General features: G+C 57.7%; 25 protein-coding genes and 2 pseudogenes. 11 read left to right on the forward strand and 16 right to left on the reverse strand.

The genetic code is table 11. From position 1 onward, the window contains the following. Positions 1 to 279: 279 nt before the first annotated feature. The 4 genes from LRS11_RS18200 to LRS11_RS18215 form a co-directional block, all read right to left on the reverse strand. Entirely contained in the window at positions 280 to 639 is a 360-nt protein-coding gene (locus tag LRS11_RS18200) for a hypothetical protein (RefSeq protein WP_260494274.1), read from the reverse strand. Between the two features lie 6 nt (positions 640 to 645). Continuing rightward, positions 646 to 1128, reverse strand: coding sequence for a hypothetical protein (locus LRS11_RS18205; RefSeq protein WP_260494275.1), 483 nt, complete (start codon positions 1126 to 1128; stop codon positions 646 to 648). A 127-nt stretch (positions 1129 to 1255) separates the two neighbouring features. Beyond that, complete coding sequence (locus LRS11_RS18210; RefSeq protein WP_260494276.1) at positions 1256 to 2761, reverse strand: HEPN domain-containing protein; 1506 nt, start codon at positions 2759 to 2761, stop codon at positions 1256 to 1258. A gap of 202 nt (positions 2762 to 2963) precedes the next feature. Next, positions 2964 to 4139: a hypothetical protein gene (locus tag LRS11_RS18215; RefSeq protein WP_260494277.1), complete on the reverse strand. Its 1176-nt coding sequence runs from the start codon at positions 4137 to 4139 to the stop codon at positions 2964 to 2966. Positions 4140 to 4524: 385 nt separating this feature from the next. On the opposite strand from LRS11_RS18215, the pseudogene LRS11_RS18220 reads away from it, so the two are divergent. Then, positions 4525 to 4629, forward strand: a pseudogene (locus tag LRS11_RS18220) (transcriptional regulator); the annotation flags it as partial. Positions 4630 to 4893: 264 nt separating this feature from the next. Then, positions 4894 to 5529, forward strand: coding sequence for a hypothetical protein (locus tag LRS11_RS18225; protein WP_260494278.1), 636 nt, complete (start codon positions 4894 to 4896; stop codon positions 5527 to 5529). A gap of 60 nt (positions 5530 to 5589) precedes the next feature. On the opposite strand, the gene LRS11_RS18230 is transcribed toward LRS11_RS18225, so the two are convergent. Further along, positions 5590 to 6165 (reverse strand): abortive infection family protein, encoded by a 576-nt coding sequence (locus tag LRS11_RS18230; RefSeq protein WP_260494279.1) that lies wholly within the window; start codon positions 6163 to 6165, stop codon positions 5590 to 5592. A 177-nt stretch (positions 6166 to 6342) separates the two neighbouring features. Here LRS11_RS18230 and LRS11_RS18235 point away from each other — a divergent pair, with 177 nt between their 5' ends. Continuing rightward, positions 6343 to 6522, forward strand: a complete 180-nt coding sequence (locus LRS11_RS18235) for a hypothetical protein (RefSeq protein ID WP_260494280.1) — start codon at positions 6343 to 6345, stop codon at positions 6520 to 6522. Positions 6523 to 6651: 129 nt separating this feature from the next. Here the strand turns inward: LRS11_RS18235 and LRS11_RS18240 are convergent, their stop codons facing one another. The 6 genes from LRS11_RS18240 to LRS11_RS18265 form a co-directional block, all read right to left on the reverse strand. Then, positions 6652 to 7146 carry a hypothetical protein gene (locus LRS11_RS18240; protein ID WP_260494281.1) on the reverse strand — a complete coding sequence of 165 codons (495 nt, stop codon included), beginning with the start codon at positions 7144 to 7146 and terminating at the stop codon, positions 6652 to 6654. 60 nt (positions 7147 to 7206) lie between these two features. Next, positions 7207 to 8010, reverse strand: coding sequence for an AbiJ-NTD4 domain-containing protein (locus tag LRS11_RS18245; protein WP_260494282.1), 804 nt, complete (start codon positions 8008 to 8010; stop codon positions 7207 to 7209). Positions 8011 to 8263: 253 nt separating this feature from the next. Continuing rightward, positions 8264 to 9445 (reverse strand): phospholipase D family protein, encoded by a 1182-nt coding sequence (locus LRS11_RS18250; protein ID WP_260494283.1) that lies wholly within the window; start codon positions 9443 to 9445, stop codon positions 8264 to 8266. Positions 9446 to 9607: 162 nt separating this feature from the next. Next, positions 9608 to 10417 carry a DUF6216 family protein gene (locus LRS11_RS18255; RefSeq protein ID WP_260494284.1) on the reverse strand — a complete coding sequence of 270 codons (810 nt, stop codon included), beginning with the start codon at positions 10415 to 10417 and terminating at the stop codon, positions 9608 to 9610. A 380-nt stretch (positions 10418 to 10797) separates the two neighbouring features. Then, on the reverse strand, positions 10798 to 11154 hold the full coding sequence (locus tag LRS11_RS18260) for a hypothetical protein (RefSeq protein WP_260494285.1): 357 nt from the start codon (positions 11152 to 11154) through the stop codon (positions 10798 to 10800). Between the two features lie 515 nt (positions 11155 to 11669). Continuing rightward, positions 11670 to 11921 carry a hypothetical protein gene (locus LRS11_RS18265; protein ID WP_260494286.1) on the reverse strand — a complete coding sequence of 84 codons (252 nt, stop codon included), beginning with the start codon at positions 11919 to 11921 and terminating at the stop codon, positions 11670 to 11672. Between the two features lie 65 nt (positions 11922 to 11986). On the opposite strand from LRS11_RS18265, the gene LRS11_RS18270 reads away from it, so the two are divergent. Further along, positions 11987 to 12226, forward strand: coding sequence for a type II toxin-antitoxin system CcdA family antitoxin (locus LRS11_RS18270; protein WP_260494287.1), 240 nt, complete (start codon positions 11987 to 11989; stop codon positions 12224 to 12226). 79 nt (positions 12227 to 12305) lie between these two features. Here the strand turns inward: LRS11_RS18270 and LRS11_RS18275 are convergent, their stop codons facing one another. Beyond that, entirely contained in the window at positions 12306 to 13937 is a 1632-nt protein-coding gene (locus LRS11_RS18275) for an NAD+ synthase (RefSeq protein WP_260496949.1), read from the reverse strand. Between the two features lie 353 nt (positions 13938 to 14290). Between LRS11_RS18275 and nadE the strand changes: the two are divergent. The 6 genes and pseudogenes from nadE to LRS11_RS18305 all read left to right on the forward strand — a co-directional run. After that, positions 14291 to 14602: pseudogene (nadE, locus tag LRS11_RS18280) on the forward strand (NAD(+) synthase); the annotation flags it as partial. Between the two features lie 91 nt (positions 14603 to 14693). Further along, on the forward strand, positions 14694 to 15797 hold the full coding sequence (locus LRS11_RS18285) for an AI-2E family transporter (RefSeq protein ID WP_260494288.1): 1104 nt from the start codon (positions 14694 to 14696) through the stop codon (positions 15795 to 15797). Further along, a complete protein-coding gene (locus LRS11_RS18290; RefSeq protein WP_260494289.1) occupies positions 15787 to 17355 on the forward strand; it encodes a TolC family protein in 1569 nt (522 codons plus the stop codon). The genes LRS11_RS18285 and LRS11_RS18290 overlap by 11 nt, the downstream gene beginning before the upstream one ends. Then, entirely contained in the window at positions 17352 to 18467 is a 1116-nt protein-coding gene (locus LRS11_RS18295) for an HlyD family secretion protein (protein WP_260494290.1), read from the forward strand. The genes LRS11_RS18290 and LRS11_RS18295 overlap by 4 nt, the downstream gene beginning before the upstream one ends. A gap of 11 nt (positions 18468 to 18478) precedes the next feature. Further along, on the forward strand, positions 18479 to 19504 hold the full coding sequence (locus LRS11_RS18300; protein ID WP_409519744.1) for a DUF2955 domain-containing protein: 1026 nt from the start codon (positions 18479 to 18481) through the stop codon (positions 19502 to 19504). Continuing rightward, positions 19495 to 19932 (forward strand): potassium channel family protein, encoded by a 438-nt coding sequence (locus LRS11_RS18305; protein WP_260494291.1) that lies wholly within the window; start codon positions 19495 to 19497, stop codon positions 19930 to 19932. Before LRS11_RS18300 ends, LRS11_RS18305 begins: the two co-directional genes overlap by 10 nt. Before the next feature lie 11 nt (positions 19933 to 19943). On the opposite strand, the gene LRS11_RS18310 is transcribed toward LRS11_RS18305, so the two are convergent. The 3 genes from LRS11_RS18310 to apbC all read right to left on the reverse strand — a co-directional run bounded on the left by LRS11_RS18310 (position 19944) and on the right by apbC (position 22395). Continuing rightward, positions 19944 to 20489 (reverse strand): hypothetical protein, encoded by a 546-nt coding sequence (locus LRS11_RS18310; protein WP_260494292.1) that lies wholly within the window; start codon positions 20487 to 20489, stop codon positions 19944 to 19946. Between the two features lie 82 nt (positions 20490 to 20571). After that, positions 20572 to 21138, reverse strand: a complete 567-nt coding sequence (gene dcd, locus LRS11_RS18315; RefSeq protein ID WP_260494293.1) for a dCTP deaminase — start codon at positions 21136 to 21138, stop codon at positions 20572 to 20574. A 162-nt stretch (positions 21139 to 21300) separates the two neighbouring features. After that, positions 21301 to 22395 (reverse strand): iron-sulfur cluster carrier protein ApbC, encoded by a 1095-nt coding sequence (gene apbC / locus LRS11_RS18320; protein WP_260494294.1) that lies wholly within the window; start codon positions 22393 to 22395, stop codon positions 21301 to 21303. A gap of 195 nt (positions 22396 to 22590) precedes the next feature. Between apbC and metG the strand changes: the two genes are divergently transcribed. Then, positions 22591 to 24633 carry a methionine--tRNA ligase gene (gene metG, locus LRS11_RS18325; RefSeq protein ID WP_260494295.1) on the forward strand — a complete coding sequence of 681 codons (2043 nt, stop codon included), beginning with the start codon at positions 22591 to 22593 and terminating at the stop codon, positions 24631 to 24633. A 55-nt stretch (positions 24634 to 24688) separates the two neighbouring features. Here the strand turns inward: metG and LRS11_RS18330 are convergent, their stop codons facing one another. Further along, on the reverse strand, positions 24689 to 25222 hold the full coding sequence (locus LRS11_RS18330) for a GspH/FimT family pseudopilin (protein WP_312026980.1): 534 nt from the start codon (positions 25220 to 25222) through the stop codon (positions 24689 to 24691). Between the last annotated feature and the right edge of the window lie 5 nt (positions 25223 to 25227).

Consider the following 25227-nt stretch of genomic DNA (forward strand, 5'->3'; position numbering starts at 1 on the left):
CTCTTCGACTTCGCTCTCCAAAACTTAGATCGCTCGTCTGTGGCTTGAACGATCTCGTAATTCTGGATTCTGCCGACAACGACCACACTCGCATACTGGATGTCACCGAGCTCAAGGGCAGCTCGTGCCCTGCAGGCGCTCGCAGGTGAGGCCATCAATAGGACACCAAGGCTCACCACTATGGCTTGAAGACAACTCCGCATTGACCGTCCCCGTACAGCCAAGAGCCTTCGTCTCTGGGCAACTCTGTTCAGCACTGGTACATCATGCATCTCAGCCTCACTGCCTCACGTAGCTTTTCTTACCCGAAGGCGTCAGGCAGTAAACGCCCCCGCGTGGGCCCGTACAAAAGGTACTGGTGCCACACGCACACTCGCTGCTGTCGTGGAGAAACTGCTGCGGGGCGGCAGCCGGAGCGCTGCCCCTGCCCATGTAGGCTGAGCAGCTCTTCTTCGAGCCGCTGATCGAACCGTCATTGCATAGGAACAAGTCGCCATCGCAACCGGCAATCCCACCCTTCTTGCCAGAACACGGCGTATTGGCCGCAACGGCTTCGAGCGAAGACAGGGCAAGCGCCGCTGCAATGACCAAGCACAATCCGAAAGGTACTTTGCGTAACTGTGAGGGAAAGTTATTCATCGTGGCCTACAGAGGGTCGCCGACTAAAACCGCACGGCCTGTGTCGCCCTCGCACCCGGAGGGCGGAGACCAACTCAAAGCAGCGGATTTGTCAGGCATGTGGATTACCAGGCGACGCTCCAAGCACTCCCCCATTGCACGCTCCGCCACGGCCTCAAGCTTCGTCGCGTCCCAGTTGCTGACCTCGTAGTTGAAAACCTGCGCCTCAAGGTCTTCGCCCTCGGTGTGATGCAGAATCGAGGCGACCGCTTCGTGGCAGGTGTTGGTGGTGCGACTGCAGCGAATTTCGACGGCGTTCGTTCCTGGTGTTTGATATCCCTCTACGGTTTTCCAGCCGCCCCAGATTACGAGCTCGTCCTGCTCCTCCTTGAAAATCAGAGATGGGATGGTGGTGTTTTCGATTGGGGCGGGCTTCGCAAACCAGAGTACGACGTAGGTTGCACATAGAGCCGAAGCTAGCGCGATCAGCAGCATGTTGAGGTAACGCATGTAGAGTCCCTTCTGTGGCAGCCGTCCTGGCTGGACTCAATCTTAGAGCACCTCTAGCCATTGAGCTAATTGAAGGGCTGCTTCCGGCCAAAAGCGGTCATTGAGTGTTTATGAATTCAGCTGCAATTCAGGTGGCCGCTTGCGCATCTGGGATTGTGGCGATTCGAAGCTCACCAAGCAGGTGTTTATATCCGGTTAGAAAACGACTGAAACTATGTCCAGAACCGAGAGACCTACGTGACCAACGCAGAGCACTCCATCCGGCATCTATTAGATCGGATGCAGCAAAAACAAATTCAAGCGTATCTGTTAAAAAGGCCAGGAAAGGTTCAATTTTTTCGTATTCAAGCCCATCCAAACTACCATGCACAAAGTAATTTCGAAGTTTGACGGCAATACCAGCAGCGAACGCAAGATCGGGGACTTTATCCCCCAACTGACTCTCCACGATGGTTGCACGGTAAAACACTTTTTTGGGCAGCGATGGCTGCCCCATTCGGCCTAACGCTCCAAGCACGCTATCTCGATCAACACCTTGTGGAATTTTTCTGAGCAGTTCCCTACAAGCTCGCTTTGCCTCAGCAAGTTCTGGAGATAGTTGGTTTTTAGCTGGCGCTGCATCTGCGGGAAGAATGTCGAACATATTCGCAGCGGCCACAAGCCGGTCAAAATCGTAGTTATTTCCTTTTCGAAGGCAGCCTAGATATCGCGTTCGTGCTGTATGCCACGATTCGTGGCGTTCAACCCAGTTGGCCAAGACGGCACGGAACTCTTCTGGGGCATGAATCGGATCTAGTGGCACGTCTCCGGGATGAGGCTTGTAGTACTCGCTTTTCCGACCAGTTTTCCATGGGAAGCAAGGAAATACTGAAAGCACTACTGGAATGCCGTCAACGGACTGCGAAGTTTCTAGTTGAATGTGTTTTATACCTTGAGCGCGCCCTGCCACTACGGAAAGAAAGCAACCAATGTCATACATTCTCTGGAGACTTTCAGAGAATGTGGCTGGCTCGCTGGGCTCTATCGACACAACCATCCTGTTCTTGATGTAGACACCGGCAGGCCCTCCCATGCCATAGCTTGGCCGGTGATGGACTGAAATCTTGCCTATGGACGATGGAGCCTCAATCACACAACCCTTGCCCGTGTAGTAAGAAACTATTGGATGCTCGCCGGCTTGGACAGGACGCATCTTACGGCGCTCTTCGAGAACAGAATCGATAATTGGGAGGGCATTTATAACAGTGCTGAATGCATCAAAGTCATAGAACAGATCCTGCAAATCCGTAGCTGTAAAGTGAATTGCTTTGATGCATGACGCCTCTGGATCAAGATGTGAGGAGCCAATTGATACATAGTGTGGAAGGATGTCAGCGTGATACTGGCATGAGCCATCCGTTGAATAACGCGCCCCATGCCCCGAGCTAAGACAATCGATAAGAGTGATGTAGTCCCCTGTGTAAGCAATCCCTTTTACATGCTCAACGTTTCCCACATGAAGGGGCTCATTGGCATGAATCTTCAAGATTGTGCCTTCTCCATCGAGTGCTAACTCACCGACCAGGTTTTGATCACTGGATATCTGGTAAGTCCCGAGGTAGCGATTAGAAGAGCTTCCTTTCGTCTTTTTCATGGGCATCCTAGTATGGTTACCAAAACCGGTTACAGGCAACACTCAGTCAGAATATTTAGGGCTTACGACAAGCTCAAGTCACCGTTATTATGCCTGCCTTTAGCAGGATCTAACATGTCGCAATAGGCTAGACCCGGCCAGTAGACACAACTCGGACGCATCTAAAAATTTAGAAGTAATTCAGCGGGATAATCGCATGCGATTACATACACCTGTTTACCAGCTCAACTTTTATGTCGTCTTTTGTCTGCTCTTTTAGGAAATCAAGCAACTGCTCTCCAGTGTAAAGATGGAGGGAGATCACGCTTTTCGTCCAGCACAGAAGTTGTGATTCCATGTCAACTCCTCCCGAAGTGAAGTACTCGCGACCAAGATAGCGTATTGGCTGCCCATTTGCATTGCAATCGCGCCAGGGTACAAAAGCGTAGTGAAGCGGTAGCTCATTTATCTCCCCTGCCTGACAGCCAACATATATTTTTTCAAGCTCCAAGGCTGCGGTGCTGTGTACTAAGTCATGACGAAACTGAATTAATGAAGACGCTCCTGGCAAGTCTTCCCATTTGTTAATAATCGCTTTAAAGAAATCTTGAGGGAGAGTGTTTGCTTTTGTCTTATAGAGATCGGAAAAATGTTTTCCTTGGGTTGATTTAAATTTTTCAGCGGGGCGAGAGCTGGCATTAACAAAGTGAATTAGCTTGCTCATAATATCGAGAGATGTGCATAGAGAGATTACACATATCGTAGCAAGGCTTGCCGCTTGATAAGACTTTGGCCCAGAATGAACAATCTCTGAGACGTCCATATGTTCACGAGCCCAGTTTTCCTCAGCTATTGTCGCACGCTGGACTATAAGAAAATCAAGAAGCGACCGAACCGACCGATTAAGAAGAGCCATTAGATCGCTACACATGCGCTCAATTTGAATATGCGAAAGTCTAATGGCTATGCAGCTTGGGGTGAAAGGCACCGTGGAATTAATTGCAGCAGTAGAAATATGTTTATCAATGAACTCTAGGACGTCTTTGCTGCCGCTTCCAAAACCAGTTTCGAAATAAGCTATAGGGAGCATGGCTGATACGCCATCATAAGTCTCCACAAGATTTCTACCCACCTGCCAATATCTATAATGATCTGAAATCTTGGATACATAAAAGTTCTCTAGCTCAAACCAATTGGCGAACTCTGGCGAGGCCATCGGATTTAAGCACTCCTCACTACAGATGATGCTCACGCGCGCGAGAGCACTGATAGTCGCTGATAACTCTTCAATATCTTTGGCTAAGAAGGGGGTCGTGCACACGCCGAATACATCTTCCAATACATAACGTTCTCCCCCTACATTACGGGCGAACAATCCTTTGCTTGTGAGATACCGCATCGCTGATCTTTCTCTGGCTGCCTGGAAACATTAGCAGTATAACCAGGTCATTGCGTAAAAATGCTTCCATCTCTCCGAGGATCAATAAAGGCCACTGAGCTGTTGATCACCTCCACAATGCACTAGGCACGCTCAATAAAAGCTGCTTAGCACCAAGATTAGCATCGCTGACATCAGTTACAGCTTGAGCTCACTCAACGTCAGCAAACTTTGCATAATCATTTAAAGCTAGGACAGGAATGACGTCAGCCAATCCGGCAGGGTGAGGTGTAAATCAATCCCAGGTGCGAGCAAGTTTGTGGACAACCCCATTTCTACCCAATCTCAGTGACCGCTTGTGGCCGATAGGAGCCAGTCGAAGGCGTCCTGGAAATCAGGGGCGATTCATTCTGGTGAAGTCGTTGAGACCAAGGGCGGCAACCACAAAACACTAAAAGACTGGAAAGCCCAGTACAGCGCACAGGAAGTCGAGAGCTGGCTGGCTCAGTAAGACCTTCGAGTGCAAACGAAGGGCTCCTCACGGCGCCCTTTTTATGCAACGGTGACAGCAGGAAGCTGGAAAGTCGAAATGACACATAAAGTTTTGGATTGGCGCAACCGACGCGCCTGGTTACAACACGTCCGGTCATACGCAAAGCCTTTGCTGACGCCGAGTCTGGTAGAGGTATTGGAGCAGCGCAGGCCCCAATGCTGGTCGGACGTTATGGACTGGCTCCCGAATCACGATCACCTAGTACCAGAGTTCTGCGATCGGATGTCCTTGTTCTATACCCATTTCAAAGCATTTCACGGCTGTCGACCTGAGTCGCTTTCGAGCTACTACGAGCACGGGCTTCGGGGGCAGAACGCCGACTCGATCATCAAGAAATTTCGACAGCTTTTTGCAGATCTACCACCGAGCAGTCTCGAACAGGCCATCGAGAAGATGAAGCACCGTGAGTCAAGTGAACGGGGCAAGATTTGGCTGTCCGTGGATGACCACAAGATGGTTAGGGAATTCGGTCACTACATCATCAACGGCAGCGAGTACCTCCTGGCACTGGCAGCGAAACTAGGCGGGGGACGTTACGACGAGGATTATAGGCTCCGGCTGCGGACAATTGGCATTCCGACCGTACTGGAGGTGGACATTCCCATCAAGTTCATTACACCTGCGCAGAGGCTAGATGTAGCGAAAATTATCCTGTCGGAATGGGGGCAGCTTCGGACAAAACGCCCTTTGGGCATATCGTCGTCACCGAGCTACGTGGTGCGCTCAGACATTCCTGCAGAGTGCATCAAAGCACATTACCATCCGACAAAAATTCGGGACTTCCATCACGACATCCCTACCTACATTAACAAGGCTGTGCGATGTGATCACTGCCCACCAGACCCCGAGCCTGCTTAGACCGGAGCCCCAATCCGCTCACAGATCCTGGCCCCAGTACCCCGGCAGGACATTCAGGGCCTACTTGCCTGAGTAGGCCTGATCGTGAAGGAACACGATAGCTGAGGCCGTCAGGTTCATCGCATACCTAGCGATATGCTCAGGCACTACCTTCGCGTTTTCTCCCGCGCCATGGGCTGAGCTCAGCTTGTTGCGAAGCGTGCCCACAACCATCAGCGGTGTCTCCCAAAAGCCCTCCATCTGTGTCTGAGCCATGATGGTTCTCAAAAGCTTTGCAGTGCTATCACCCTCGCTGTAGCCGAAACGCTTCTGGCCACAGATCACTTTCATGACGCTCTCATAACTGGAGTTGCACTTGGCGACACAGTCACCGAATTTCCGATGCCTGTAGTCTTCAAGCGCGGCCATGAACTCGGTGTTGGCATAGCGAAATGCGGGTTGCCGGAGCAACTGAAGTGCCGGCTCAATTGCCGTTTCATGGATCACCTGACTGTCCTTAGGGATCACCTTCGATTCTTCGAGAAGCCTTATTCTCTGGCTACTGCGAAAATCCTCGCCCTGCCAAGGCTCCCAGACCTGCTTGGTGACAAAGTAAGGCAGGTCATCGACGCTCAAGAACTCGTTCAGTCGAGTCACGACGTCCTCTTGCCGCCCGCCCAGACACATATGTGCGTCTGACTGCAGGATGTACTCCACTGCATCGAGAAAGTGGGCATCGCTGCACGTGGTAAGGAACTGCAAAGTATCGTCCTGAGGAGACTGGCCCTGACGTTGGCTCAAAGAGACTCGGCCCACCAAGTAGGTCAGTTTTCCATGAAGGTGCTCAAGAGCCGGAAGAAGGCTCCCGTCACCAGCGTCGCGCAGCAGCAGGAGCGTCCGTTGCCTGAACCCTGGAGTCAGAGGTTTTCTGACTGCCGCCTGGTTTTCCTTCCTGCGGGAAAAAACGTTGAAAATATTCCCTATCACATCATCTTCCTGCTGCTAGTCAACTGAGGAACACATTTCTCACCCGGTAACCGTGCCTCCCAGGCAATTAGGTCAGTCAGGGATCGTTCAACGGGTGCAGTACCATATACCGACCGCCGCTACGCGACCGACTGAACTCCCCGTCTATCACGGCGGTCAGTTCACGATAAGCGTCTCCTTCCCTGTCTCAGGGTCACGAGACCACTTAATGTCGCAAGGGGCATCATTCCCGACCTGGCGAAATAACGAAATCACCTCATCGATACTGATGAAGTACAGGCATTTATCCTTGTCGAGATCTGAGCTGAAGAATGCACCATCCAGTCCGCCACCCTCCGACATACAGGGCGCAAAGACGAAGCTATGAATGATCCGCCCGCATAAAAACATAACATCCCTCCCTTCCTGACTGGCCTTGGAGAGGTCGTAGAGCTCATCTAAGCGGTGGTTGTTACGCCATGTCACGCGCTTCAGATTTGGATGCTTATGAAGAGGGATAGAACGGTGGTGGGTCTTGTCGGTGATCTTGGCAGGGGCCTCTAGGAGCTTCCTGACGGAGTAGAAGCCAATAAAGATGTCGCGTTCCACCTGGGCAAGTTCGTCATCAGACAGGGCACTGGCCGTTTTGAGGTGCTCAAGACGATCTGCCATCTCTAGCAGCGGTTGTTTCCAGTAGCAACTCTCCCAGATCATCTTGTGAGCCCTCTTAAGTCACTTCGATTTCTTGATCAAATAGTTGCTTACCGAGGCGCACAGGCCAACTACGAGCTCTGCGTCTTCGAAAGACGGCTCACGCCCTTCCTGGATGTGCCGCCCGAACTCCGAGGCATACGCCCAGGTTTTGATGACAGCCTGATCCAATGGCGCTGGAATCAGAGTTCGGGAATCATTCATGATCTTCCCGAGGGTCGCTTGTTGGTCGCCAGTGACCTGTCGAGCGACGCACTCCAGCGAAGCCATGGCATGCTGTATCGCCCCCGTTGGGTCTGGAGACGGTCGACGTGAAAGATCAGCAATCGCCTGGTGCAATTCCTTGCTGGCCGTGAAGTGCCCATGTTGATGCTCAGTTTCTTTCGCCGAGGTCAAAACCTGTTCAAAGGATTCAGAGCCACGGATTTCGATGCGACCATCTAGCAGCTTCCACCCTATGCCGTGCTCAATGAAGAACTCGTTCAGCTCTGCAGTGAAGTGCTCGTACACGGCAGAGTCATAGTTACGGTTGCCGAGGAAATCATCGAGCCGCTCAATGACGTCATACACCTTGAACCACTTGCACTGCTCAAGCCGCTGAACGTTTTCCTCATGGATATTGGGCCTCTCACCCCAGTTCTGCTTGTCGGGCAAGACCTTCAAGGTCTGGCAGATGATTTGGCGCAGGTCTGATGGCTTGAGACCACATTCGTAGCTCAATTGAATCAGATACTCCTGCAGCACTTGCGGTGCGTCTTCCCGGACAGTGATTTCGGCTTCATCGACCTGCGAGAAACCGTGACGCCTTGAAAATGAGTCCTTCATCCTTAACCTCCGCCTCACCTAGTCCACTGGCAAATCGCCATAGCGATCTGGATCGATAATGGGGTAGAGCCCCTTGGACAAGAACACTCCTTCGGCTCGATGTGAGCTTACTCGAAAGTGTCCGTGTTAACGGGGTAGAACCCGCCATGGGTTGCTATGCCCCGGACGAAATTGGATGATGAAGTATCAGATCGCCACCTCGGAATAGGTCGCACTGAATCGCCCCTGACTTCCTAGACACATCGCACTGGTTTCATTTTTCTTCATAGAAGATGGCATCCAGCATGGCTGCTCTTCCCTTCCAAGCCTTTAGGTCTTCAGGACTCTTGGGGGGGGGGGCAGACTTCCACCAAGGGGCATCCATGATTCTCAAGGCAACCTCGTTCCAGTACCGCTCATAGCCTAGGTTGCTTTTGATAAATCCAACATCCTTAGACAGCTTGTTGAGATTAGCGCTATCAACACAAAGGAACTGATCTGGCCTCTTCATCGAGAGAAGTCGTGTCGCAGTTCCTATGCCATCTCTTCCATCAGGAAAGGCAGTAATGAATTCAGAAATGTACGCATCGTACTGAGACTTAGTTACGGTGCCGGTGAGAGGAATTTCGTCTAAAGCACTAGAGATAGCCGGGTGATTACTGATAATCACATTTTTGAATTTTCCAGCTCCGATCATGGAGCCGAACCAAGCAGAGTTTTCTATAGCCGTATTATGTATACCCGCTATACCTCTTCTGACTTGCTCATCCATATCCTTGAAGTGTGGCGTGGTAGCAAACTCCCGCTGCATTCGATAAAGCAACTTGAGACGCTCGTTAAAGCCGTGGGTCTTGTCCTGCTTAATACGCTTTAGGAAGGTGGGCCAGTCCATCCCCATGACAACACTCTCAACTGCTGATTTCTTAGCGGGCTTGTCACCGTACTGATCCAACAATCGTTCTCGATCAGGTTTTTTGGCCACCCAGAGACTACGGTAGTTATTAGCATCATCTTGGGTAATAGATTTCGCTTGGCTCGAATAACATTCTAAGAGAGCCCGAATGTCTTGGAGGTGATCGCCATCTTCATGAGAGAGAAGAGTGCCAAGCTCGGTATTTGCGGTCATAGCACCATGGGTTAGATTGGCACTTCCAATGATGGCTTCCCAGCGGCTCTCATCCCAAAAGAGATAAATCTTTGGATGAAAGACCCCTTTAGGCTGGAGAACGAACTTGACGGCTTGAGAACCAATATAGACATCCAGTACATCGGGATGTGTCTGATAGAAATGGATTCCGATGACCCCAATCTTAACCTTGGATTTATGCTTGTTGAGAAGATCAAATGGTTCTGTTCCTGCTGACGCCCACGCCACCCCAAAGGCAATATTCGGGTAGTCCGATATGAGGCGCTTAAGATGTGCCTTGAATGCTGAACCGGCAGTTACGAGCTTCATAATATCCTCATATTTTTGGGGGTGTAGCCAGTTGATTCGTGGCGCAAGGATATTCCATGCGCTTCCCTAGAACATCCCCCCAAGCATAGACACGACCAAACGATTGGCGCTCTTCAGGTTCCCCAAGAGGCCCGCCGAATTTCGGGCCTCTCAAAGCAATCGTTAAACTGAAAGATTCAACTGTGACGGACTATTCTCGAGCGCTCTTTTATGTAGCTCCAGAGCTTGTCTTGCAATTGAATACTCTCGCGCCGCTACATAAGCGAGTAGCCCAATCATAGCCCAAATGAAAATGGCTAGAATTCTTTGTGAGAGCATGGCTTCTTTCAAGACGCTCTCGACACCATCCTCAGTGAGGATGTCGCATACGACCTTCTTGTCATGCTCATCCAAATGAACATTTCCACTTACGCAATCATCCGCAGTTACCCTCCAGCTGAGACCATCCCAGGATCTAACCTCCGAAGTCGATGCCCATATCACGGTACCTGTCTTTTTAATCGTGAGAAGGGCCGCAGGCGCTTGAGCTATTGCCGTTACTGCAGCGCCGAATAGGAACATGACTAACATCGCTCTGTTTAAAAGCTTGTGCGAAATGATCCTAGGGGCTCTGATTGAAACGTCGTTGCTATTGAAATAGCTCTTAACTCGAACGAGCTCTTCCATTCCAATGTCGCGCTCCTGGAGCCAGAGGCGAGCCTCTTCAATCTTTTTGTAGCTTTGGAAGCGAATTCCACGGCTATAGTTATACTTTTCAAAATCACTCAGCCTGTGGTGCTCATCTTGCAGTGAGGGATCATGAAAGTCTTTCTTTCCGCCAAGAACCCTCCAGAGCCTGTCTAATAAAAACACGGCAGAACCGGCCCTTCCCCTTACATAAAGAAATGCAAAAAGGAAGAAGATTACAGTGGAAACACCTGCTATCAGGTCTTTGGCTTGGGCAGCGGTAGAGAAAAAATCTTGGGTGTTCATTTACATCGCCAGGTTAGTTGGTGGGGACTGGCGCTGAATCTGTTGCTTGAAAAAACTTTCGTCAAGCCCCACCCCAGACCGACAAGCCTTCGAGAGAGGGAAAGTTATTGGATACAATATTACTGTATCAACTAAGCTCCCTTGGAACCCCCAATTTCACTGAGCTCTTTAGGGATACAAAAATTAACAATATAAACGCTATTTTCGGGGTGAGCGCACCTACTACTGCGCTGAGATCAGCCGACTATTTGCACTTTCGGCAGATGCGTGGATCCCGCTCAAAGCGCTCAGGGCGGTTCGAGCCTGCGGTCTTCTGCGGGGGATCGGTCATCCGCCAACGGCGGCTATCGCTGTTGGCGGGTAAAGCTGCACAGGGCCACCTAATGAATTGATTCCTCTGAGCCCCATGCTTTCCAGATCGTCTCGAAGTGTTTGGCATAACCCAACGTATCGGGGTAATAGCGGTGGCCGCTGACCCACTTGATCACCTCGAGGCTGTCTATGACCAGTTCATCATCAATATTCCAGAACGACGTGAGGTCGAACCCACCGCTCCCGCCGGCATCCCACCAAGCAAGGAGTAGCTTAGCGATGTGTCGGCTTTGACCTGTGTCGCTTTGAGCCACTTGTATCAGGCGCTCAAGCGCAACGCGTGTTTTGGTATCCATGGCCGGGGAGGTGTCTCGCTCCATTGCTGCGAATATCCGGTCAAGAGTGACATCAGGAAGTTTGCTCATATACACCTCGTCCACTGTAGAAAATCCCCATCCTGCGCAGTAACCGTAACAACAGAGAACACATAACGCAAAGGTGACCATTATTAGTCATACAACTTTCAAGACACCCGACAACACAATACCCGGTCACCCAGGAATGCCCCGTCAATTTCCATATAAATAATTATTGAAATATTGTCATCGCGACTAACGAACTTCGAAACACCTCAAAAAAACCATTAAACCGAGGCACAAAAAAACCGCCATCAGGCGGTTTCTCTGTTCGTCAGCGCAGCCTCTTCTACAGGTTGGTAACCGACGCAATGACGTGGCTTCTTAGAGTCAATGATGCTCAGACTTACGCAGTGTCCCAGGGGCAAAGCGGGATTCGTACTCAAGCGAGTCGGTGACCTGACGTTCGATGTCGTCGAACAGCGGTGCTAGCGAAGGTGTAGTCGCTCGGTGGAGCTCGAGGAACTTGAGCAGTTCCAAAGCGGTTTCCGTCTGCATCTCGAGATCACAGTAAACGGCCATTCCTATCCCCCTGTGCTAGTCCGCTTGCCTCTCAGATACTCGGCCTGAAGCAACAACATCTTTGCTCCCTGGATTACACCCTTCCTCTTCAGCGCAACCAACAGCCGTTCAACCTCATCAAACTCGACATCGTCGCCCGAAAGATTCGTAAGCACCTGCGCCAAGCGGCCATACACATCCCCTTGAGGCGTCACGCCGTGCTCTGCCGCGAGCGCTCGTACATACTCTTCGACGTCTCTCTTCTCGCCAGTCATCGCAGCCCCTCGGGAGATGTTCCCGGGTATCATCACAGTGATCGTCAACCGAGGATAGATCCCCGATGACCTACAAAACGGGTGCGCCCAACCAGAACGTGCACCTCATAGTGAGCGGAGACCTACTTGGTAGAACCAGCGAAGCAGGCATCAACCTTTCCCTCACTCTGGAGCAGGCGTTGGTTCAGGCCATCCAGGTTAGACGGGGCGAGATTTGGTTGGCTGAGAACCGAGAAACGCTCGTGGGGTACAACAAGCACACAGATGAGCACGGCGTGTTTAGCGATGGATTCCGCTGCTTCTGACAGCGCAGTGCACGCCTAGCGCACCAAAGAAAAGGGGCGCAACAGCGCCCCTAGCATATTCAAGCAACTGGCTAAGCTATTAGTCCCCAATGCTCCAGCCAGAAGTGATTGGGTAGCGACGGTCACGGCCAAAGCCACGCTCGGTCACCCGTGGGCCCACCGCAGCCTGGCGCCGTTTGTATTCATTCAGGTCGACTAAGCGAATCACCTTCCTCACAACCTCCTTGTCGAAGCCTTTCTCCGTGATGGCATCAGCAGACAAGTCCTGCTCGATGTACAGGCGAAGGATTTCATCAAGGACTGGGTATGGAGGCAGGGAATCCTCGTCCTTTTGATCAGGAGCGAGTTCAGCAGACGGTGGACGATCTATGACGCGTTGTGGAATGACATGGCCCAGGGTGTTGCGGTATTCGCAGAGTCGGAATACCAAGGTCTTGGGCACATCCTTCAGGACGTCGTAGCCACCCGCCATATCGCCGTACAAGGTCGCATATCCGACAGCCATTTCGCTCTTGTTGCCGGTGGTCAGGACGAGATACCGCTTCTTGTTGGAGATCGCCATCAGCATAGTGCCGCGACACCGGGCCTGAAGGTTCTCCTCGGTAGTGTCCTTACCAAAACCTTCGAACATTGGCGCAAGCGTGGTCAGGAACGCCTCTACCATGGACGCGATGGGCAGTACGCTGTACTTCACGCCCAGAATGTCGGCTTCTGCTTTCGCATCGTCCTGGCTCATCTGGGCAGTGTAGTGGTACGGCATCATCACGGCTTCAACGTTGTCTGCGCCCAAGGCATCCACAGCCACAGCAAGCACCAGCGCCGAATCGATACCACCCGAAAGGCCCAGCACAACGCCTTTGAAGCCATTGCGGTGCACATAGTCCTTAACCCCAGCTACCAGCGCCTGGTATACGCTGGCTTCAAGGCTGAGGAGCTCAGTGGTCTGAGCTGGCACCGGCACCAATGCGCCTTCCTTGATCTCAAAGTCCGAGATAAAGAGTCCCTCTTCAAAAGCAGGGGCACGCTGAGTGACCTTTCCGCCGCCATCCACCACAAAGCTATTGCCATCAAACACCAGCTCGTCTTGGCCACCAACCTGGTTGACGTAGACGATGGGGATGGAGCATTCGCTGGCGCGCTTCGCCAACAGTTCTTCACGCTCAGCCTGCTTACCACGATGGAAAGGCGAGGCGTTGAGGGTAAGCATGACCTGCGCACCGGCATCACAAGCCTGCTTGAGAGGCTCGGAGAACCAGATGTCCTCACAGATGGTGATGCCGACCGGCACGCCGAAGATGTTAACTACGCAGGGGCCGCTGCCCGGTTCAAAGTACCGTTTCTCATCGAAAACACGATAGTTGGGCAGGCGCTGTTTGTTGTAGCAGGCGAGTTCCTTGCCGTCCAAGATCACTGCACAGCTGTTGTAACGCGCGCCATGTTCGACCCAAGGGAAGCCGATTACAGTGACAATGCCTTGAACAGCGTCTTTGACATGCTGCAGCGCTTTTTCAATCCGGCTTTGCATGCTGGAGCGAAGGAGCAGATCCTCTGGTGGGTAACCGCAAAGGGTCAGCTCTGGAAAAACGATGACTTGGGCTTTTAGGTCGTCGCGAGCCTTATGGGCTGCTTCGATGACCTTCTCAACGTTGCCGTATACATCCCCGACGCGGATGTTCAGCTGTGCCATTGCCACTCTCAAACGTTGCTCCATGGTTTCTCCAGAAATGCCTATATCGAGATCATCAAAATGCGACGCTGTCCTGACATCTGCGGTCAAGGAAGCACCATCTGAAGCTCCATGCTAAGCAAGGGGGGGTGCGGATTACTGCTAGCCATTGCGGCGCATCGAACCTAAGTCAGGACTGCCCGGAGGATCGCGGGCATCGTGCGAACTAGGACATTATGCCCTATCCAATCTCAGCTCCCTCTCCCGAAATAGGGTGGTGCTCTGGAAGGTGGGGCACTCCCAATGTTTCGTATTGGGCAGGAGCAAATTCTGCACAAGAGCAAAATCAGCCACTCACTCAGGCAATGAGCTGGATTGGGCACTATTCTGGGGGGAGGAAGGTAATGGGCTTCTTCACCAAGTTCGGCGACGGCGCCTGCGACCTCGCGCCGCTGTCCGGCCTGGTCAAGGGCCAGGTGCGGGCCATCGCCAAGCACCTCGGCGCCCCGGAAAACCTGGTGTTCAAGGTGCCGACGGCCGACCTGGAAGAACTGCGCCCAGGCAAGCCGGACGAGGAAGCCCATGGCGTCAGCTATGCCGAAATCGACGCTTTCCTGCATGGCCAGGCGGTCAGCGAGCACGCCTACGCCACCATCGTGCGCACCTACGACAACACCCGGCACAAGCGCGAGCTGCCCCTGGTACCTTGATTGCATAAGTCGCGGGCTGAAATGCCCGCGGCAGGCTACGCTTCCAGTGTCACGGCCGCGCAGGCCCGGCTACTTAAGGAAGGAAAGCCTCATGTCGACCAATGCCACGCCAGATCAACTGCTCACCCGCACCCTGCTCGACACCCTGATCCGCGCGGGTCTGATCGCCGCCCTGGTGGTCGCCTGCTACCAAGTCTTCAGTCCCTTCCTCAGCCTGATGGTCTGGGCACTGATCCTCGCCGTCACCCTCTACCCACTGCATGGCATGCTCAAACGCCGGCTCGGCGGCGGTGAGGGCCGCGCCGCAACCCTGCTGGTGCTGATTGCCGTCGCCATCCTGCTGGTACCCGCCTACCTGCTCGGCGCCTCGCTGACCGAGTCCGTGCAGAGCGCCATCGGCGTGGTCAAGGAAGGCAACCTGCACCTGCCGGCACCACCCGACTCCGTGGCCCAGTGGCCACTGATCGGCAAGCCCCTACATGCCGTCTGGGCCCAGGCGGCCGCCGACATCAGCAGCGTGCTGCAGCAGATTGCCCCGCACGTCAAAGACACCGCGCTGGGGCTGCTGGGCAAGCTGGCCGGGGCCGGCCTCGGCCTGCTGGCCTTCATCGGCTCGCTGATCATCGCCGGCATCATCATGGCCTTCGGCGAGAGCGGCCACCACAGTGCCCAGCGCATCGCCTCGCGCATCGTCGACCCGAGCCGCAGCGACATGCTGGTCGAGCTGTGCACCGCCACCATCCGCGCAGTGGCCCAGGGGGTGATCGGTATTGCCTTCATCCAGATGATGCTGATCGCCGTCGCCTTCGTCCTCATGGGCGTGCCCGGCGCCGGCCTGCTGGCCCTGGCCGTCTTGCTGCTGGGGATCATGCAGTTGCCGGCCACCCTGATCACCGTGCCGGTGATCGCCTTCGTGTTCTTCAGCGAAGGCGTCAGCCTGCTCACGATCATCTTCGCCATCTACACCTTCGTCGCCGGCCTCGCCGACAACGTACTCAAACCGATGCTGCTGGGGCGTGGCGTGGATGTACCGATGCCGGTGGTGCTGATCGGTGCCTTGGGCGGCATGGTCAGCGGTGGCATCATCGGCCTGTTCATTGGCCCGGTCTTGCTGGCCGTGGGCTACAAGCTGTTCTGGCAGTGGGTCGAGACCCCGTCCTCCAGCAGCCTGGCCGGCTCGCAGGATGGCGAATAATCCAGGGCGCGCCTGGGCCTTGCTGGCCGCAGCCACCCTGGGTGGCTGCGTGCGCCTGGGCCCGGACTTCCAGTCGCCCCAACAGGACTGGATCGACCACTGGGACAGCACTGCCCTGGCAGCGGCCAGCGTGCAGCAACCGCAACCGGATCACCGCCAATGGTGGGCGCAGCTCGAGGATCCGCTGCTCGACCGCCTGATCAGCGCAGCCGATGTGAACAACCCCAGCCTGCGCATCGCCGCCCTGCGCATCCTCGAGGCCCGCGCCCAACTCGGTATCGCCAGCAGCGGGCGCTACCCGCAGGTGCAGCAGGGCAGCGCCGACAGCCTCTACCTCGACCGCAACCAGTACGACGGCGCCCCGGAGCTGGACAGCAACGCCTGGCAATACAGCACCGGTTTCGCTGCAGGCTGGGAGCTGGACTTCTGGGGCCGCTACAGCCGCGCCATCGAGTCAGCCGACGCCAACTACTTCGCCGCCCAGGCCAACTACGAGGATGTCCTGGTGCTGCTGCGCGCCCAGGTGGCACAGACTTACTACGCCTTGCGCACCGCCGAAGCCCGTCTGGGCATCGCCCGCGATAATGCCAAGCTGCAAAAGCGCAGCCTGGACATCACCGAGCGCCTGTTCAACAGCGGCAACAGCGATGAACTCGACCTGCAACAGGCCAAGACCCAGTACCTGGCTACCCTGAGCAGCATCCCCGATCTGGAGACCCAGGTCGCCCAGACCCGCAATGCCCTGGCCGTGCTGGTTGGCCAGCCGCCGGGCAGCCTGCCCGAGTTGAACGCCGAGACCGCCCTGGTGCCGCTGGTCGATCAGGCCCTGCTCGCTGACGTGCCAGCCAACCTGCTGCTGCGCCGCCCGGACGTACGCGCTGCCGAATTGCTGGTGGCCGCTCAGTCGGCACTGATCGGCGTGGCCGAAGCCGATCTCTACCCCTCGATCAGCCTGCTCGGTAGCATCGGCTGGTCCGCCAGCAGCCTGGATGGCAGCCCGCAGACGGTCAGTCTCGGCGGTGGCCCCAGCCTGACCTGGAACCTGTTCGACCACGGCCGCCTGCGCAACAACGTGCGCGTGCAGGACGCCCGCCTGCAGCAACTGATCGAGGCCTATCAAGACCGCGTGCGCCAGGCCGCGCGCGAGGCCGACGATGCCGCCACCGGCCTGAGCAAGGCCCTGGAGCGCGAACGCATCCTGCGCGAAGCCTCATTCTCGGCCAAACGCTCGCTGACCCTGGCCAACGCCCAGTACCGCGAAGGCTATTCCGACTTCCAGCGCGTACTGGACGCCCAGCGCGCCCTGTTCGCCCAGCAGGACGGCTACCTGCTGGCACGCAGTGCCGCGCTGAGCAACCTGATCAATCTCTATCGCGCCCTCGGTGGCGGCTGGTACACCAACCAGCCGCTACTCGACCAAGCCACCTACGAACAGATGAGCCAACGCACCGACTGGGGCGACCTGCTCGACGAGCCACCCGCCCGCCCAGGCCAACACAGCATGCCCGACCAGCCCGCGAACACCCCGGAACCCGCCGCCCAGGCAGATACGCCATGACCGACAAACCCAAGAACGCTCCACCGGCCCCGGCCAAGAGCCAGGATCCCAGCCGCCGCGGCGTGCAGATCACCCTGGCGGTAATCGGCCTGACCCTGATCTGGTACCTGCTGGCCGACCGCTTCACCCCCTACACCCAACAGGCGCGGGTGCAGGCCTATGTGGTGCCCGTGGCAGCGGAGGTGGCCGGCCGCGTGAGCCGGGTGCTGGTGGAAAACAACCAGATGGTCAAAGCCGGCCAGGTGCTGTTCGAGATCAACCCCGAGCCCTACGAGATTGCCGTGGCCAAGGCCCGTGCCGAGCTGCAGAACATGCGTGGCCAGGTCGGCGCCAGCACCGCCGGCATCGACTCCGCCCAGGCCTCGCTGCGCGTCGCCGAGGCTGGCGAACTCGAGGCCAGCCAGGACCGCGCCCGCCTCGAACGGCTGTATCGCGATGACCCCGGCACCATCTCCCTGCGCCGCCTGGAAATCTCCCGGGCCAATCAGGCCAAGGCCAGCAGCCAGGTGGCCGCGGCCCGGGCCGAGGTGCAACGGGCCCGCGAAACCGAAGGTGGCAGCGGCGAGGACAACGCCCGTCTGCGCAGCGCCACTGCGGCACTGGAGCAGGCCGAACTGGACCTGAGCAAGACTCAGGTAAAAGCCGCCTCCACCGGGCTGATTACCGATCTGCGCATCGAAGTGGGCCAGTACGCCGGGGCCGGCAGCCCGCAGATGACCCTGATCGCCCTCAACGACCTGTGGATCAGCGCCGAGATGAGCGAGAACAACCTCGGCCATCTGCAGCCGGGCACACCAGTATCCATAGTCCTCGATGCCCGCCCCGGGCATGTCTACCGCGGACGCATACGCAGCATCGGCTACGGCATCAGCGTCGGCCAGGCACCGCCTCCCGGCAGCCTGCCGACCGTGGAGAACAACCGCGACTGGTTGCGTGCGGCGCAGCGCTTCCCAGTGATAGTCGAGCTCGAGGCCAACGAGCTGGGCGACTACCGCGGCCTGCGTGTCGGCGGTCAGGCCGAGGTGATGGCCTTCCCCAGCGAGGGCAACCCGCTCAACCTGCTCGGCCGCGCCTTTCTGCGCGTGATGAGCTGGCTGTCGTTCGCCTACTGATGGACATGCCCGTGGCCGACCCCCGCCCCCAGCGTGCCCTGCGCCTGGCCTGCGGCGTGGCCTTGGGCACAGCACTGGGCTTCGGCCTGGCGCTGCCGCTGCCCTTCCTCACGCCGATGCTGGTCCTGGTGCTGCTGGTATCGAACAACCAGCCACTGAGCGCCAAGGCCGGCCTGAGCCTGGCCCTGGTGATCACCCTGACCTGCGGCAGCGGTCTGCTGCTCAGCCCGCTACTGCGCCACTCGCCGGTCAGCGGCGTGCTGCTGGTGGCACTCGGCCTGTTCCTGATCTTTCGCTTCAGCCTGCGCGGCGGCAACAGCCTGCTCTCGACCTTGCAGGTGGTCGGTCTGACCATGATCTCTGCCGCCGGCACAGCCTCCCTGGCACTGGGCCAGACGGTGGTCGAGGCGCTGGTCAAGGCGGTGCTGCTGACCACCCTGTGCGTGGCCTTCAGCCACCTGCTGTTCCCCGAGCCACCCGGCCAGGCCGCAGCCGCCAAGCCCGCGCCCATGGCCAACGCACGCTCCGCCTGGATCGCCCTGCGCGCCATGCTGGTGGTGATGCCGGCCTGGCTGCTGGCGCTGATCGATCCGGCCAGCTATATGCCGCTGGTGATGAAGTCGGTCAACCTCGGCCAGCAGGTCTGCAGCACCAATGCCCGCGACGCCGGCCGCGAGCTGCTCGGCTCGACCCTGCTCGGTGGTGCACTGGCGATCGTTTTCTGGACGCTGCTGAGCATCCTGCCGCACCTGTGGCTGTTCTTTCTGCTGATGCTGCTGTTCGTCCTGCTTATGGCTCGCCGCCTGTATCGGCTGAGCACTACGCGCTTCGGCGCCAGCTTCTGGCTGAACACCTGTGCCACCCTGATCATCCTGCTCGGCCAGTCGGTACAGGACAGCGCCTCCGGCAAGGATGTCCACACGGCCTTCGCCATCCGCATGGGCCTGTTCATCCTGGTCACCCTGTACGCCTGTGCGGCGGTCTACCTGATCGACCTGCGCAGCAAAGGCCCAAACGAGGAAATCCCATGTTCATGAATCTGTTGATCGGCCTGCCGGTGACCCTGCTGTGCCTGCTGTTGCAGGCCGTGGTGGTCGCCCTCAGCTTGCGCCGCTATGTCGAGTTCCGCCGCAACCTGCACACCCCCTCGCCAGGCAGCACCATCCTGATCCTGGGCCTGGTGATGCTGCTGATGCTGTTCGGCAACTTCCTGCAGATGGCCATCTGGGCCCAGTTGTTCGTCATGCTCGGCGAGTTCGAGAGCTTTACCCAGGCCCTGTATTTTTCCGGCGTGACCTTTTCCACCCTTGGTTACGGCGATCTGGTGCTGTCCAAGCCCCGGCAACTGCTGAGCGCCCTGGAGGCGGCCAACGGCATCTTGATGTTCGGCGTGTCCACCGCCGTGCTCACCGCCGCCCTGCATGATGTGATCAAGCACTACACCGAGAGAGCCAGTGACTCTTGAGGCGGGGCGCCTCAGTCGGCAGCGAAGCCCAGACTGATGGACACCAGCACCTGCTGCTCGGGATCGTCGCCCAGGTGGTAGTCCGGCGCCGGGCCGTAGCCCAACCAGAGCTGTTGGCCGTTCTTGATCCGCACATCGGAACGCTCGTCGCCATCGCCCTCCAGCCCAGCGAGCAAAGCGCTCACCTGCGCGCGCGGCATGCCCAGGCGCAGCCGGTCATCGACCACGAAGCCTTGCATGTCGGCCCTCGGCTCGACTTGCTGCAACCAGCCGAGGAACAGGTCTGAAGTGAACTGCTCCTGCTTCCAGCAGCGCACCTCGCGCAGCCTCTCACCCTCGAACGTCAGCAGCAGGGCATTGCCATAGAGCAGGCCGCGCCGGCCCTGGCGCAGCGGCAGTTCGGCCGTGGGCGGCCCCAGCCGCTCGACGAAAGCGGCCTTGGGTGCGCTGGGCGGCAGACCGAACACGGCCTTGCCGACATGCACCTGCAACTCGGCGCGAGCCACCCCGGCACCAGCCAACAGCAGCAGGATTGCCACCAGTTTCAGCATGTTCATCGCCATCTCCTTTGACTGTAGTGTTTAAGCAGACACAAAAAAGCCGGGCTAAAGACCCGGCCTTTCTATGCCACAAGCGTAATCAGGTTTTCGGCAGCGTCACGCCGGTCTGGCCCTGGTACTTGCCGCCACGGTCGGCGTAAGACACTTCGCACTCTTCGTCGGACTGCAGGAACAGCATCTGCGCCACACCCTCGTTGGCGTAGATCTTCGCCGGCAGGGTGGTGGTGTTGGAGAACTCCAGGGTCACGTGGCCTTCCCACTCGGGCTCCAGCGGAGTGACGTTGACGATGATGCCGCAGCGCGCGTAGGTGCTCTTGCCCAGGCAGATGGTCAGCACATCACGCGGGATGCGGAAGTACTCGACGGTACGGGCCAGGGCGAAGGAATTCGGCGGGATGATGCACACCGGGCCTTTGACATCGACAAAGCTCTTCTCATCGAAGTTCTTCGGATCGACGGTGGCCGAGTGGATGTTGGTGAAGACCTTGAACTCGTCGGCGCAGCGTACGTCGTAGCCGTAGCTGGAGACCCCGTAGGAAATCAGGCGCTCGGCGCCTTCGGTGCGCACCTGGCGCTCGACAAAGGGCTCGATCATCCCGTGCTCCTGGGCCATGCGGCGAATCCACTTGTCCGATTTGATGCTCATGGCGGGCGTCCTGACTCAAGGTGTGGTGAAAAACTGAGCGCGCATCTTACCGGGAGGCAAGGCGCGCTTCAAAGGCCCCTCGTCTGTAGGAGCCAGCTTGCTGGCGATCAGTGCTCGGTAAGCCCTGGGATCGCCAGCAAGCTGGCTCCTACAAAAGCGGCATCAATCGTCGCTGATCTCGATATTCGGCATCGCACTGGCCCCCAAGCCACTCTGGGCGATGCGCGCACCGACGCAGCGGGCCATTTCCTGGTAGATCATGGCGATCTGGCTTTCCGGGTCGGCGATGGTGGTCGGCTTGCCGCCGTCCGACTGCAGGCGAATAGCCATCGACAGCGGCAGCGAGGCCAACAGGTCGACGCCGTACTGGCTGGCCAGCTTCTCGCCACCACCTTCGCCGAACAGATGCTCGGCATGGCCGCAGTTGGAGCAGATATGCACGGCCATGTTCTCCACCACGCCGAGCACCGGGATATTGACCTTGCGGAACATCTCCACGCCCTTTTTGGCATCCAGCAGAGCCAAGTCCTGCGGGGTGGTGACGATCACCGCGCCGGCCACCGGTACCTTCTGCGCCAGGGTCAGCTGGATGTCGCCGGTGCCCGGCGGCATATCCACCACCAGGTAGTCGAGATTGTCCCAGGCGGTCTGGGTGATCAGCTGCAGCAGCGCGCCGGAGACCATCGGCCCGCGCCATACCACCGGAGTGTTCTCATCGGTGAGGAAGGCCATCGACATGACCTGCACACCGTGGGCTTCCAGCGGCACGAAGAACTTCTCGTCGCGCACCTTCGGCCGAGTGCCTTCGGCGATGCCGAACATGATGCCCTGACTCGGGCCGTAGATATCCGCGTCGAGGATGCCAACCCGCGCACCTTCGCGGGCCAGGGCCAGGGCCAGGTTGGCCGCGGTGGTCGACTTGCCCACCCCGCCCTTGCCGGAAGCCACGGCGATGATGTTCTTCACATTGGCCAGCGCCGGCACCTGGGCCTGCGCCTTGTGCGCCTCGATCACGCAGTCGACCTCGACCTTGGCGCTATCGATGCCTTCGACCCCTTCCAGAGCCATCTGCAGCATCTGCGCCCAGCCGCTCTTGAACAGCCCGGCGGCGTAACCCAGCTGCAGGCGTACCTGGACCTTGCCGCCGTCGATAGCGACATCGCGCAGGCAGCCGGCGCTGACCGGATCTTGATTGAGGTTGGGGTCGGTGAACTGGCGCAGGGTCGCTTCGACCACTTGGCGGGTAACGGCGCTCATGGGGCAACTCCGAAAGGCTGAGCAAAACAGGCCGGCATCTTACCCCAGCAAGGCTGTTGTAGGAGCCAGCTTGCTGGCGATGCTTCTGCACTGCCTGCGCTCGTCCCTACCGCTGAAGGCCGCCACGGGTGAAAAAAAACCGCCGCGCCTATATAGTTGCCGGCTTCCCTCGTAACACCAGTGCAGCCGATCATCATGTCCGAAGCCCGCAAGATTCTCGTTACCAGCGCCCTGCCCTACGCCAACGGCTCGATTCACCTTGGCCACATGCTCGAATACATCCAGACCGACATGTGGGTGCGCTTCCAGAAACTGCGTGGCAACCAATGCATCTACGTCTGCGCCGACGACGCCCACGGCTCGGCGATCATGCTGCGCGCCGAGAAGGAAGGCATCACTCCGGAACAGCTGATCGCCAACGTACAGGCCGAGCACAGCGCCGACTTCGCCGACTTCCTGGTCGACTTCGACAACTTCCACTCGACCCACGCCGAAGAAAACCGCGAGCTGGCCACCAGCATCTACCTCAAGCTGCGTGACGCCGGGCATATCGCCACCCGTTCGGTGACCCAGTACTTCGACCCCGAGAAGGGCATGTTCCTCGCCGACCGTTTCATCAAGGGCACCTGCCCGAAATGCGCGGCCGAGGACCAGTACGGCGACAACTGCGAGAAATGTGGCGCCACCTACGAGCCGACCGAGCTGAAGAACCCGCGTTCGGCCATCTCTGGCGCCGTGCCGGTGCTGCGCGACTCCAAACACTTCTTCTTCAAGCTGCCCGACTTCGAGGCCATGCTGAAGACCTGGACCCGCAGCGGCACCCTGCAGGACGCCGTCGCCAACAAGATCGCCGAATGGCTGGATGGCGGCCTGCAGGAGTGGGACATCAGCCGTGACGCGCCCTACTTCGGCTTCGAGATCCCCGACGAGCCGGGTAAATACTTCTACGTCTGGCTGGATGCGCCGATCGGCTACATGGCCAGCTTCAAGAACCTCTGCAGCAAACGCCCGGAGCTGGACTTCGACGCGTTCTGGAACAAGGACTCGACGGCCGAGCTGTATCACTTCATCGGCAAGGACATCGTCAACTTCCACGCCCTGTTCTGGCCGGCCATGCTCGAAGGCGCCGGCTACCGCAAGCCGACCGCAGTCAACGTGCACGGTTACCTGACGGTGAACGGGCAGAAGATGTCCAAGTCGCGCGGCACCTTTATCAAGGCGCGTACCTACCTGGATCACCTGAATCCGGAATACCTGCGCTACTACTACGCCAGCAAGCTGGGCCGCGGCGTCGACGACCTTGACCTGAACCTGGAAGACTTCGTGCAGAAGGTCAACTCGGACCTGGTCGGCAAGGTGGTCAACATCGCCAGCCGCTGCGCCGGCTTCATCCACAAGGGCAACGCCGGCGTGCTGGTCGATGCCAACCCCGAGCCGGAACTGTGGGCCGCCTTCCAGGCTGCCGCGCCGAGCATCGCCGACGCCTATGAAGCCCGCGATTTCTCCCGCGCCATGCGCGAGATCATGGCCCTGGCCGACCGCGCCAACGCCTGGATCGCCGACAAGGCGCCGTGGGCGCTGAACAAGGTCGAAGGCAAGCAGGCCGAGGTGCAGGAAATCTGCGCCCTGGGCGTCAACCTGTTCCGCCAGTTGGTGATCCTGCTCAAGCCGGTATTGCCGAAGCTGGCCGCCGACGCCGAGGCCTTCCTCAACGTCGCCCCGCTGAGCTGGAGCGATCTGGGCACACCGCTGGCCAACCACCAGCTGAACCCATTCAACCCGCTGCTGACCCGCATCGAACCAGCGAAGATCGAAGCCATGACCGCCGCCTCCAAGGAAGACCTCGCCTCTACCGAAGCCCCGGCCGCACCCTCCGGCAACGGTGAACTGGCGAAAGACCCGCTGGCTGCCGAGATCGCCTTCGACGCCTTCGCCGCCGTCGACCTGCGCATCGCCCTGATCGAGAAGTGCGAGTTCGTCGAAGGCGCCGACAAGCTGCTGCGCCTGACCCTGGATATCGGCGATGAGAAGCGCAACGTGTTCAGCGGCATCAAGAGCGCCTACCCGGACCCAAGCAAGCTGGAAGGCCGCCTGACCCTATACGTGGCCAACCTGGCCGCACGCAAGATGAAGTTCGGCATCAGCGAAGGCATGGTCCTGGCCGCCGGACCGGGTGGCGAAGAAATCTACCTGCTCAGCCCGGACAGCGGCGCCAAGCCGGGGCAGCGGGTCAAGTAAAGGAAAATCGCGTTGCCACCGAGAGCAGTGGCAACGCAATTAGTCAGCTTCCGGCCTAAGAGCAGGTACCGGTGTTGGTTGTATTCACACTGGTCCGCCCCATGGTGGAGACCGTCACCACGCGTTCCTGCGTGCCCACTGACGGGCTTGCCCGGCATACCGTTGCCGAGATTCCAGGCCCCAGGCCATTGGCTGCAAAAGTCAGGCTGGTTGCAGCAGAATTCACAAGATAGCCCGTGTTGACTGCCGGCCAGGCATGCACGACCACGTCGTCACCGCCACCCAGGGCTGCATCCGGCCCTAGACTAACCACCAACCACCCCTGCTCCCAGCTACCGGATGTCGTGCAGCTCACACCATCCGCAGACATGCACAAGCGCACCTGACCATTGCGCTTGAGCGCCTCGCTACGCGCCAAACGAGCCGCAGCAGCAAAATCATTGGAGTAGGTGCGCAAGCGGCTACCCAGGATAAAGCTGTCGAACGCCGGCAAGGCAATGGTTGCCAATATGCCCAGGATTGCCATCGCAATCAGTAGCTCCACCAAGGTAAAGCCACTGCTGCGCTTCAGAGCGGACCAGATACTCATCTGCA

It is taken from the genome of Pseudomonas sp. J452 (assembly GCF_024666525.1).
Taxonomy (GTDB): Bacteria; Pseudomonadota; Gammaproteobacteria; order Pseudomonadales; family Pseudomonadaceae; genus Aquipseudomonas.